Source organism: Bacteroidales bacterium (assembly GCA_023229505.1).
Classification (GTDB): Bacteria; Bacteroidota; Bacteroidia; order Bacteroidales; family JAGOPY01; genus JAGOPY01.
In genome coordinates, this window is record JALNZD010000068.1 from 1 (window position 1) to 11,508 (window position 11,508).

Below are 11,508 nucleotides of genomic sequence, written 5' to 3' on the forward strand. Positions count from 1 at the left end.
CCAGACTAATGATTGATATCAAAGTATCATAAGTTGAACGGTCTACACTGCACGGGGCAACGCTTAAATTTAGTAAGTTATTCTTTGTACGGACTATATTGTTCTATATTTAGGGACTAATGACTACCTACTGACCACCTACTGACCACCTAATGACTACCTAATGACTATGCCTTCGGAACCGCCCAATGCACCACCTCCATCACCGGCTGGTAGAACATCGACTTCTCCTTAACCTGGGGCTTAATGATCTTTTCACCGGGATCGGTTTTCTCTATGATGAAAAGAAGGATGCTTACAAGAACAATGCCTTTTGCCAGCCCAAATACCGCGCCAAGAATCTTATTGAGCCATCCCATCGCTACTATGTCAATGAATTTCTCTATTATTTTTCCGATCAGGTAAACCACCAATATGACTGCAAGGAAAGTGACAATATAAGCAATGATCCTGAGGGTATTCTCTTTAAAAGAAAAATAGTCTTTTAAAAAGTCCCGGACATAGCCGGAGAAATAATATGCTGCTAAAATGCCGAGTATAAGGCCGATGAGGGAAGCCAATTCAATAATGAGACCTTTGCTGAAACCCCTGATACAAATCCAGACAACGGGAACAAGCAGGATAAAGTCGAGAAGGTTCATCGCTTGAGCCTTCTGGTTAGCTCTGTAGCAAAAATAAAGTCATTGAGGACCTGGTTATCCGTATTCAGGATTTCATGCCGGTTACCGCTCCACCAGATCTTTCCCTCGTGAATGAAGGCTATCTTTTCACCGATCATCAGCACGGAGTTCATATCATGGGTATTTACCACGGTAGTGATATTATATTCTTCCGTGATTTCTTTGATCAGTTCATCGATTACGCCGGAGGTAATAGGATCAAGGCCGGAGTTTGGCTCGTCGCAGAACAGGTATTTAGGATTCAGGGCGATGGCCCGGGCGATAGCTACCCGTTTGATCATCCCGCCGCTGAGTTCCGATGGCATCAGCTTATTCCGCCCTTCAAGGTTTACCCTCTCCAGGCAGAAGTTGACCCTGTCGAGCTTTTCAGCCATACTCTTTTGCGTAAACAAATTGAGGGGAAACATCACGTTTTGCTCGACAGTCAGGCTGTCGAACAACGCACCGCCCTGGAAAAGCATGCCGATTTCCTGCTGAAGTATGCGTCTTACACTGATACCCATCAGTGAAAAATTCCTGCCATCATAGATCACTTCACCTTCATCGGGCTCCAACAATCCAACCAGGCTTTTCATCAGCACGGTTTTGCCCGATCCGCTCTGGCCTATGATCAGGTTGGTCTTCCCCACTTCAAAAATGAAAGAGACATCGTCAAGGACTTTATTTTCCCCGAAAAATTTGGATAAGTGCCACGCCTCGATCATTACAACAGGATTTTGGTCAACAAAAGATTGAACAGGATGATCAGGATACTGCTTTGCACGACCGCTTTGGTGCTGGCATTCCCGACCTCGAGGGCGCCCCCTTTTATGATGTACCCGTTAAAGCCTGAAACGGTAACGATAATAAAGGCGAAGATAACCGTTTTGATAAGTGCATAACTGATGGTCCATGGGTCATACCATGCCTGGAGACCTTCAATATAAACGGTCATAGAGGCCAGGTTCATCAACAGGCAGGCAACCAGGCCACCGATCAGGCCGAGGAACATACTCATTACGATGAGTACCGGGTTGAATAGCACTGCGGCAACGAGTTTCGGCAATATCAGGAAATTGGCGCTATTGACCCCCATGGTCTGAAGCGCATCGATTTGCTCAGTAACCCGCATCGTGCCGATTTCGGAGGCAATACGGGAGCCGACCTTTCCGGCCAGGATCAGGCTGATCACGGTCGGGGCAAATTCGAGAATCATGGATTGTCTGACTGTAAAACCAATAATGATGGGGGAAACCAGGGGACTGTCGATGTTAAAGGCAACCTGCATCGTTAATACAGCACCCATAAACACGGATATGATCGCGACTATCCCCAGCGATTCCACGCCGATCTTCTGGAATTCGTTCATCAGCTGTCCCCAGAATACCCACCACTTGGCAGGCTTTCTGAAAACCTGGATCATCAGGAAGATGTATTTGCCGAGAAGGGTAACCATGCTCAAAGATACTAAAATAATCTCTTTTAATAGAAATGGGTTAATATGGCCAAATTAATAAAGTTGAGGTTCGAAATTAGTACATTTGCCGACAATTTTATTTTTCAGTTTGACGTTGATATAGTTCCGGCTAATAATTTGATTTATGGTGCGTTCCCGGTTTATCGGATTTTGCCTCATGCTGATCACCCTGGTGTTCATGGCTTCTGCCTGTGCATCAAACCGGCCGCCATACCGCCATTATAAACCAAAGAAGCCGGCTAAATGCGATTGCTCGCGCTGGGCGTACAACAATCAAGAGAGCATTTACTATCTGCAAAATAATGAAGAAAGACCTTCAGGATGGACTTAGGCCATATCTGCCGGATCGCAGCCTGGAAATTGTGATGGAATGGGTCAGCGGGCGCCGGATATTTATGCGGATTGCCCGGGGCCGCAGGACCAAATTAGGCGATTACCGTCCCCCGGTCAAAGATGATATCCACCGCATCTCGGTCAACGGCGACCTCAACCCCTATGAATTCCTGATCACACTGACCCACGAAATAGCCCACATGCTGATCTGGGAGAAGTATTCCAGAAGGCCAAGGCCCCACGGGATAGCATGGAAAAAGCAATATGCTTATATGCTGGGCTTATTAATAGAAAAAAATATTTTTCCGCTGGAAATCCAGTCGGTGATCAGTAAACAGGTTGACAATCCCAAAGCCAACAGCAAGATTAATACTGAACTGGTGAGGGCGCTTCATTCGCATAACCCTTTTCAGAGCTGTGTTTTCCTTGAAGATTTACCGTCCGGCGCTTTTTTCAGCCTCAACAACGGACGCAGGTTCCAAAAGCAGGAAAAACTCCGGAAATGGTACCGTTGCACCAGCCAGGATAACCATAAAGCGTATCGCATCAGTCCGGTGACTAAAGTAATTCCCGTGGAATTTTAAGTGATGTTTGTTAACTTTGTGATCTGGAACAGTGGAACGGTGATACGGTGAAAAAGTGTTAGAAAAGTAAAATTAGATACAGATAACCACTAACCAATAACCAATGACAAACAATTACTGCATCATCATGGCCGGGGGTGTCGGTGCCCGTTTCTGGCCTATGAGCCGGACGGCGCACCCCAAGCAGTTTATCGATATTCTTGGTACCGGAACCACCCTGATCCAGCAGACCTACCATCGGTTCATGGGGATTTGTCCCCCGGAAAATATGTTCGTCGTCACGTATGAACTTTACAAGGACCAGATACTGGAACAATTACCCGACCTGAACGAAGACCAGGTTTTGCTGGAACCCAGCCGGAGGAATACCGCCCCATGTATTGCCTATGCAGCCTGTAAGATCCTGAAGAAAAACCCTGATGCCAACCTGATCGTTGCGCCATCGGATCATTTGATCCTTAAGGAAGATATTTTCAAGGATAAGATCAGGACGGCCCTGAAAGCTGCCAAAGAGAACGATTGGCTCATCACGCTTGGCATCAAGCCATCCAGGCCGGATACCGGTTACGGGTATATCCAGTTCAACCGGATAGCATCCGATACAAGATATGCCGGCTTGCACAAAGTGAAGACCTTCACCGAAAAACCCAGCCATGAACTGGCGGTCACTTTCATTGAAAGCCGTGAATTTCTTTGGAATTCAGGTATCTTTATCTGGTCGCTGAAAAGCATCCTGAAAGCATTCCACGAGCATCTTCCCGAAATAGATAATCTTTTTAAAAAAGGAAAAGACAAATACTACACGGAACAGGAGACAAGATTTATCAGGGATACTTACACGGTTTGCAAAAGTATTTCCATCGACTACGGCATAATGGAAAAAGCCGGAAATGTCTTTGTCATCGAATCGGATTTCGGCTGGTCGGACCTGGGAACCTGGGGCTCTCTTCACGAGATCCACAGCAAAGATAAAAACCATAATGCCATCACTGGCAAAAATGTACTTACATATGATTCGCAGAACTGCATCATACACATGCCTTCCGACAAGCTGGTTGTCCTGCAGGGACTTGACGATTATATCGTCGTGGAAGATGATAATATCCTGCTGGTCTGCCGCAAAAAGGATGAACAACAACTTCGCCAGATCGTAAGCGATGTGAAGATGCAGAAGGGGGAGAAGTATGTATAGTTGACAGTTGACAGTTGACAGTTGACAGTCGGCAGTTTAACAGTTTAACAGTTTAACAATTTAACAATATTCAAGCTTTATGAAAAGGTTCATTTTACTATCAGTTCTTTCATTCATCCTTGCTTTCAACCTTACCCTGAGGGCAGATGAGGGGATGTGGATCCCCATGCTGGTCGAACGGCTGAATTACGCGGATATGCAAAAGCTCGGCCTGAAGCTGACACCTGAAGAAATTTACAGTGTCAACCAATCCTGTCTCAAGGACGCTATCGTCATTTTTGGCCGCGGTTGCACCGCGGAGATTATTTCCGACCAGGGCCTGCTGATTACCAATCATCATTGCGGCTATGGCCAGATCCAGGCGCACAGCGCCATCGAACACGATTACCTGAGCGATGGCTTCTGGGCCATGAGCCATGAAGAAGAACTGCCTAATCCAGGACTTACTGTCCAGTTCCTCATCCGGATCGAAGATGTGTCGGAAGCCATCAATAGCCAACTGACTGCTGAAATGACCGAAGAACAGAGGGGCGCCAAAATTACCGAGGTCGTTGATCCGTTGGTTAAAAAGGCTACTGACGGAACCATCTACAATGCCAGTGTCAGGAGTTTCTTTGGCGGTAATGAGTTCTATCTTTTTGTTTATGAGACTTACAAAGATGTCAGGCTGGTGGGAGCGCCGCCTTCATCCATAGGCAAATTCGGCGGAGATACCGATAACTGGATGTGGCCGCGCCATACCGGGGATTTTTCCATGTTCCGCGTATATGCCGGACCTGATGGCAATCCGGCGGAATATTCCAAAGATAACATCCCCATGAAACCCAAATATCACCTGCCCATATCGCTGGACGGCTACAAGGAAGGCGATTTTGCCATGATCCTCGGGTATCCCGGCGGCACCGACCGCTATCTTTCTTCCTTTGGGGTCGAGCTGGCCATCAATACTTCTAATCCCTCAGTTGTGAAAATCAGGCAGGAAAAGCTGGATATCATGAATGCGGAAATGGCAGTGAGCGATGAGGTAAGAATCAAATATGCTACTAAGTATGCACGGATCTCCAATTATTGGAAATATTATATCGGCCAGACCAAAGGCCTGAAACGGCTGGATGTTTTTGATAAGAAAGTGGCTATTGAAAATGAATTCCGGGCCTGGACTGATGGTAGCACAGATCGCAAAGCGAAATACGGGCAGGCGCTGACCGATATAGAAAACGCTTACAAGACTATTTCCCAATATGCTTTGGCCAACGTTTATTACCGGGAAGCAGCCCTTCGCGGGCCCGAGATCCTTGCCCTTGCCTCCACGTTTAAAAGCCTGGCCGATGAGTTAGCTAAAAAATCTCCTGATAAGGAAAAGATCGATAAGATTATTACCGGCCTGAAGGGACAGGCAATAACTTATTTCAAAGACTATTACCTGCCAATCGATCAGCAGACTTTCGCGGCCATGATGAAGATGTTTTATGAAGATGTCCCTGCGGCCCGGCAGCCGGAATTTTTGGCAAATATGGTAAAGAAATATAAAGGGGATTTTGAAGGGTACGCTGCCGGTGTTTTTGAAAAATCAATTTTCATTTCTCTGGAAAAGGCCAATGCTTTCCTGGATGATCCAAATTTGAAGACCTTGCAGAAAGACCCGGCATATAAGGCCTACCTGGCGTTTAGCGGAAAATACCTCGAAATTCAGAAAGCGACAACGGAAGCCAATACGATACTGGCCAAAGGAAACCGATTGTTCATCGCGGGTTTGCGTGAAATGAACCCCGGCCATAATTATGCCCCCGATGCCAATTCCACCATGAGGCTTACCTATGGCACAGTCCAGGGATACAAACCCGGCGATGGTGTTTACTATGATTATTATACAACCCTGGAAGGCGTGATGGAAAAAGATGATCCGGATAATAGTGATTTCATCGTACCTGATAAACTCAGAGCCCTGTATGAAGCAAAAGATTATGGGAGATATGGTGAAAACGGCGTGATGAAAACCTGCTTCCTGACTAACCACGACATCACCGGCGGCAATTCGGGCAGCCCCGTGATCGATCGCAATGGAGAACTTCTTGGCCTTGCATTCGACGGGAACTGGGAAGCCATGAGCGGCGACATCGCTTTCGAGCCCAACTACCAGCGCACGATAAGCGTCGACATCCGTTATGTATTGTTTATCATCGACAAATATGCCGGAGCCAAAAATCTTATCAATGAAATGTCACTCATAAAGAAAATAAAGGTTTTAAGAAAAGACGTTAAATCGATTGGGGTGACAATACCAGTAATGGAAAAAACGAAATAATAATGTTGAATGTTGAAGGTTGAATTTTAAATTCGGGTAATTTTAATAAGTCCCCAATTCAACCTTCAACCTTCAACATTCAACATTTATTTATTATGCAATCTATCTTCAAATCCTCCTCAGCGGTCATCGGTCAGATCGAAGAATTCCTCACCATCGTGGATGAAAGCAGCCTCGTCTTTGTGGAAGGTATCAGGAATTATTTGAAAGGGAACCGGGAGGAGTTTGTAAACGCGATGCAGAAGGCTGATGAAATGGAAGGCAAAGCCGATGCATTGCGCCGTTCTGTCGAGGATGCCCTCTACCGCCATTCCCTGATGCCTGAATTCCGTGGAGATATTCTGCACCTGCTCGAGAAACTGGATGACCTGATAGATATTGCAAAGGAAAACCTTCTCCAGTTTGATGTTGAGAGCCCTGATATTCCACCCGAAGTACATGAAGATTTCATCGATCTTGCCAAAACATCCATTAAAGCCGTAGAAGCCATTGTGCTTTCGGTACGGACCTTTTTCCGTGATCCCAGGTCGGTGAAGGACCTGCTGCCCAAGGTCTATTTTTACGAAGAAGAGGCCGACCGGGCGTCCAACGCGCTGAAGCGCAGGATTTACAAGGAAATTCCCGACCTTGACCTGAGCCGGAAGAATCATATCCGGTATTTTATCCATCAGGCCGAAAACCTGTCGGATGTATCCGAAGCCATAGCTGACATTGTAGCCATCCTGGCCATCAAGCGCACCAACTGAGATGATCTTCCTGTTCCTGACATCGGGGCTTTTCCTGGGCTGGTCGCTTGGAGCCAACGATGCATCCCATGTCTTTGGCGCCGCCGTGGGCACCCGGATGGTCCGGTTTCTGACTGCCGCCATCATCGCCTCTGTTTTTGTGATCCTCGGGGCAGTGATCCAGGGTGAAGGAGCCAGCAAAACCCTCGGCGAGCTGGGGAAAGTGGATGCTATCGCAGGAGCTTTCGCTGTTACTCTGGCTGCAGCAGTGACGGTTTTCCTGATGACCAGGTATGCTATTCCCGTTTCCTCCTCGCAGGCTGTCGTCGGTGCTATCTTAGGCTGGAACCTTTTCACCGGGAATCCTACGGATATGAGCACACTGGCGGCCATTACCAGCACCTGGGTGCTCAGTCCGGTGCTGGGAGCAGTTTTTGCCATCATCCTCTATCTCCTGGTCAAATTCATCACCACACGGATCAGGATCCACCTGCTTTACCTGGACGCATTGATCCGCATTGGGTTGATCATCGTCGGAGCATTTGGCGCTTACAGCTTAGGGGCGAATAATATTGCCAACGTGATGGGGGTATATGTTTCTGCCATTCCATTGAAAAGCATCAGTATTTTTGGCCTTTTCACCCTGAATGGGGCACAACAGCTTTTTTTCCTCGGAGGAGTGGCCATAGCGATAGGTATCCTCACTTATTCGCGCAGGACCATGCAGACCGTTGGCAATCATCTTATGAAGTTGACGGCAGAAGCAGCGATCGTTGTGGTCCTGGCCCAGTCGTTGGTGCTGTTCGTATTCTCTTCAGTTAGTCTGCAGCAGTTTTTAGTGAGTTTGGGTCTTCCGGCCATCCCGATGGTGCCCGTATCCAGTGCCCATGCCGTCATCGGGGCCATAATCGGTATTGGGTTGCTGAAAGGTGGCAGGGGCATCCGTTACCGCATCATGGGGCACGTAGCCGCCGGTTGGGTGGCAACACCCGTCATCGCCGGCTTGATCGCGTTCTTCCTGCTCTATGTGATGAAGCATGTGTTTCAGTTGCCAGTTTAACTCTATATTTGTAATTATCAAACCACTTCACTTATGTCGCAGGAAATCGAAAGGAAGTTTCTCGTCAAAGACAGCCGCTACCGGCAGCTTGGAAATTATCTTCACATACACCAGGGATTTTTGAGCACGGAAAAGGATCGCGTAGTCCGGGTGCGGGTGCATGGAAAGAAAGCTTTTCTCACCATAAAAGGCATTACGAAGGGCATTGCGCGTGCCGAGTATGAGTACAAGATTCCGATGGCCGATGCAAAATATATGCTTGAAAACCTTTGCATTCAACCAACCATTGAGAAGTACCGCTATAATGTGAATATCGAAGGATTTACCTGGGAGATTGATGAATTTACCGGGGAGAATGAAGGCTTGATTATTGCCGAGATCGAACTCAAAAGTGATGACCAGGCATTCCCGAAGCCGGAATGGATAGGAGAGGAAGTCACCGGCGATGTGCGGTATTATAATGCGAATTTAGTGAAGAAGCCGTTTAGGAGCTGGAAGTAGTTCGCATTTCGCGGTCGGCGGTCGGCGGTTTGCGGGATTGCATTATGACTTTAATTTTTCGGATCGAATTTTTCCGGGTATTTCATCATTGAACCCAGGATTCTGCCCACTCTTTCGTATTCATGAAATAATTCCCGGAAAGTGATATCATCCAAATATTCAAAATCCCTAGCCATTTTAAGCCAAATCAGAGTTTCAGAGCATTCTCCATCCGCATCTGATAACTTGGTTATGAAATGTTTAGGATAAATCCTCTTCCTATAAGCTTCAACAATATTAGCACAAACAGACCTTGAAGATCGCCTGATCTGGTTTGTTAAACCATACGTTTCGTCTTTTGGAAATGTTTTGGAACAGGTAAATATTTTCTTTGCCAACTCATAACTTAACTGGAATACGAATAAATCTTCGAATTTGCCCATATTCTTTTCTTTTCCAGTTAATCCGGAAAAGAATCAATATATACCCGGCTGTTGAAAATTATTATTGCGGAATTGAAAAAACCGCCACCCGCTGACCGCCGACCGCCGACCGCCGACCAATTCTCTCATTCATCTTGCACACAAATAAAAATTTAGTACTTTTGTTCCTTAATTGCAATGGTCTCGTGGCCGAGTGGCTAGGCAGCGGTCTGCAAAACCGCGTACAGCGGTTCGAATCCGCTCGAGACCTCGGTAAACAATGTTAAAACCCTGTAAGTAAAATGTTTACAGGGTTTCTTTTTTAGATAATGTAAAGTGAAATGTAAAGTAATCACTAAATTTCCGCTCTTTTCTCCCCCCAATTTTCCACCTCAAATCTCTCGAAAAATTTTCCGCCCATTCCATTCTCAATTCCAAAAAAGGTCGATAAATCAAAAAGGGCTGAATTTTGGGTGAAATTTTTCCCAGAATTTTTTTTGACGAAATGAACGCGCACGGATTTGACCCCCATATTTCTGGAGAAGGCGGGGGATAGGCGGCAGGACACAACGGGTGGGGGGGGTAGGTGCCAGCCCCTCGCCCCTTTCACCCTATTGAACTCACATTAACATTAACCACATTAACTTTATTCAATTTTTCAATAAAAAATCGTTTCGATTTGGAAAAGGGTCAAGTTTAAATCGTTTTTATCGTGTCATCAGAAAGGGCACCGAGAATAGTGTATACTACGAATTAATTCGTAGATAAATACCTTTAAAACGTATTACCGAAAATCTTCCCGCCACGCGGTATTTTCAGCGTATGGATATGCGCAAAAATCTATAAAAACAGGCGTTTTAATGCTCATAATACCGCTAATCACAGTACATCCTTTTATACACTATTCTAAAGCACGCCCCGTCAAGCCGACAATGCAATAAATCACGTCATTCACCTTCGATTCAAGGCTGTAGGACTTGTGATCCATCCGCACCAGTGGAATGACGTCGCAAACAATTCCGTCAACGTATGTTTCCCACATTTTTCGTTCCATATGAGGGCATAAATTAACGTTGCAAGGGTCTGTTATGTTAAAAATTGGGTTGAAAGGCATATCAAACAGGAATTGCAAATTTTCCTGCGTATATTCGATACCTGCTGCCTGAAACAAGCGGTGTTTCTTCAATAAAAGCCAGCGGTATTGTTGGGCGGATGTGGCTGTGCCACCATCAAGGTTTATCCTGTCGGTGAGCAAAATGATATCACGAATGGTCTTCCTGATTTGGGCTTCAGAGGGCATAATTTACGATTTGTTAAAATAAAAAAAGCACCATTGTTTGTGGTGCCTATTGTGGGGGTTAATCTCTTGGCGTTATGCGAAGTTACGAAATTTTTCGTGAAGTTTTACAAATGAGATAGGATTTCAATGGAAACTCTTGCCCTGTCTGCTTTTCGGTACGACTTTATCAGCATCTTTTAAAAATTCTTGCACTGCGCTGTAACATAATTCATATAATTCATACAAGGAAATAATATATACGACTTCCCCGCTTATATGATTGATTGTTAAAAATGCCTGATCTTTAGTTCCATTTTTAAAGGCTTGATTATTCATAACAATAACTGAATATTTCCCGATGACAGAATTATGGACAAGAAATGAGCGAAAACTTTTATACAGTTTCTTAATAAACTCCTGACTCAACTCCTGATTGAAATACTTACTATTTAAAATTTTAAAATGCTGCCAGCCTCCTTTTGAATTAATTGATTCAATTTTTTCATCAATTTTTATTTTAAATGTGTTATCACCTTTAAAATAACTACCTATCGCATCAATGATTGATAATAGTAAAATTGCCGCTGGATAGGAAAGACAACCACCAGAGTTTTCTTGCCATTCTTCCCGTGTTTTTCTGTATTCCACGCAGTATTTTGCTGCGGCTAAAGTATCATTTAATGATTCCTTTAGCATTGACGTGGGGCTTGTGTGTAGCGACATAAAATTGTCTTTTTAATTAATAATCCACAAAATAGGAATTATGAGATTATATAATTGAAATTGGAAAATGATATCTCAATACTCCCAATCCGCGTGGCTCATTGGCAAGTGGTTTAGTACTTCAATAATATAAATTTACTATATCAATACTCCGTTAAAAATTCATGCAGCTAATCTACCGATATTCAGGCACTCCTCATAGAGGCTTCTGTATTTTTCGCAACTCATGTCGAGGGCTAACTTTGAAAAAATAAAATCCGTTATAAACT

13 protein-coding genes and 1 tRNA gene are annotated in these 11,508 nt (G+C 45.1%); 8 read left to right on the top strand and 6 right to left on the bottom strand.

The window, feature by feature from the left end:
* Nucleotides 1–167 precede the first annotated feature (167 nt).
* The 3 genes from M0Q51_16250 to M0Q51_16260 are packed head-to-tail and all read right to left on the bottom strand — an operon-like array spanning nt 168 to nt 2,115.
* Nucleotides 168–641: a CvpA family protein gene (locus M0Q51_16250; GenBank protein ID MCK9401530.1), complete on the bottom strand. Its 474-nt coding sequence runs from the start codon at nt 639–641 to the stop codon at nt 168–170.
* A complete protein-coding gene (locus tag M0Q51_16255) occupies nt 638–1,384 on the bottom strand; it encodes an ATP-binding cassette domain-containing protein (protein ID MCK9401531.1) in 747 nt (248 codons plus the stop codon). Before M0Q51_16255 ends, M0Q51_16250 begins: the two co-directional genes overlap by 4 nt.
* Complete coding sequence (locus tag M0Q51_16260) at nt 1,384–2,115, bottom strand: ABC transporter permease (protein MCK9401532.1); 732 nt, start codon at nt 2,113–2,115, stop codon at nt 1,384–1,386. Before M0Q51_16260 ends, M0Q51_16255 begins: the two co-directional genes overlap by 1 nt.
* Nucleotides 2,116–2,260: 145 nt before the next feature.
* On the opposite strand from M0Q51_16260, the gene M0Q51_16265 reads away from it, so the two are divergent.
* The 7 genes from M0Q51_16265 (at nt 2,261) to M0Q51_16295 (ending at nt 8,836) form a co-directional block, all read left to right on the top strand.
* A complete protein-coding gene (locus M0Q51_16265) occupies nt 2,261–2,467 on the top strand; it encodes a hypothetical protein (protein ID MCK9401533.1) in 207 nt (68 codons plus the stop codon).
* Entirely contained in the window at nt 2,439–3,053 is a 615-nt protein-coding gene (locus M0Q51_16270; protein MCK9401534.1) for a SprT-like domain-containing protein, read from the top strand. The genes M0Q51_16265 and M0Q51_16270 overlap by 29 nt, the downstream gene beginning before the upstream one ends.
* 103 nt (nt 3,054–3,156) lie before the next feature.
* The gene (locus M0Q51_16275) at nt 3,157–4,245 is read left to right on the top strand and encodes a mannose-1-phosphate guanylyltransferase (protein ID MCK9401535.1); all 1,089 of its coding nucleotides are present in this window, start codon (nt 3,157–3,159) and stop codon (nt 4,243–4,245) included.
* Nucleotides 4,246–4,324: 79 nt separating this feature from the next.
* The gene (locus M0Q51_16280; protein ID MCK9401536.1) at nt 4,325–6,550 is read left to right on the top strand and encodes a S46 family peptidase; all 2,226 of its coding nucleotides are present in this window, start codon (nt 4,325–4,327) and stop codon (nt 6,548–6,550) included.
* 95 nt (nt 6,551–6,645) lie between these two features.
* Complete coding sequence (locus M0Q51_16285; GenBank protein ID MCK9401537.1) at nt 6,646–7,296, top strand: DUF47 family protein; 651 nt, start codon at nt 6,646–6,648, stop codon at nt 7,294–7,296.
* Nucleotide 7,297: 1 nt separating this feature from the next.
* Nucleotides 7,298–8,335, top strand: a complete 1,038-nt coding sequence (locus M0Q51_16290) for an inorganic phosphate transporter (protein MCK9401538.1) — start codon at nt 7,298–7,300, stop codon at nt 8,333–8,335.
* A 33-nt stretch (nt 8,336–8,368) separates the two neighbouring features.
* Entirely contained in the window at nt 8,369–8,836 is a 468-nt protein-coding gene (locus M0Q51_16295; protein MCK9401539.1) for a CYTH domain-containing protein, read from the top strand.
* 50 nt (nt 8,837–8,886) lie between these two features.
* On the opposite strand, the gene M0Q51_16300 is transcribed toward M0Q51_16295, so the two are convergent.
* Nucleotides 8,887–9,258, bottom strand: a complete 372-nt coding sequence (locus M0Q51_16300) for a four helix bundle protein (protein MCK9401540.1) — start codon at nt 9,256–9,258, stop codon at nt 8,887–8,889.
* A 179-nt stretch (nt 9,259–9,437) separates the two neighbouring features.
* Here M0Q51_16300 and M0Q51_16305 point away from each other — a divergent pair.
* Nucleotides 9,438–9,508: transfer RNA gene (locus M0Q51_16305), tRNA-Cys, on the top strand.
* Nucleotides 9,509–10,138: 630 nt separating this feature from the next.
* Here the strand turns inward: M0Q51_16305 and M0Q51_16310 are convergent.
* Nucleotides 10,139–10,537, bottom strand: a complete 399-nt coding sequence (locus M0Q51_16310; protein MCK9401541.1) for a hypothetical protein — start codon at nt 10,535–10,537, stop codon at nt 10,139–10,141.
* A gap of 123 nt (nt 10,538–10,660) precedes the next feature.
* Nucleotides 10,661–11,239 carry a hypothetical protein gene (locus M0Q51_16315; GenBank protein MCK9401542.1) on the bottom strand — a complete coding sequence of 193 codons (579 nt, stop codon included), beginning with the start codon at nt 11,237–11,239 and terminating at the stop codon, nt 10,661–10,663.
* Between the last annotated feature and the right edge of the window lie 269 nt (nt 11,240–11,508).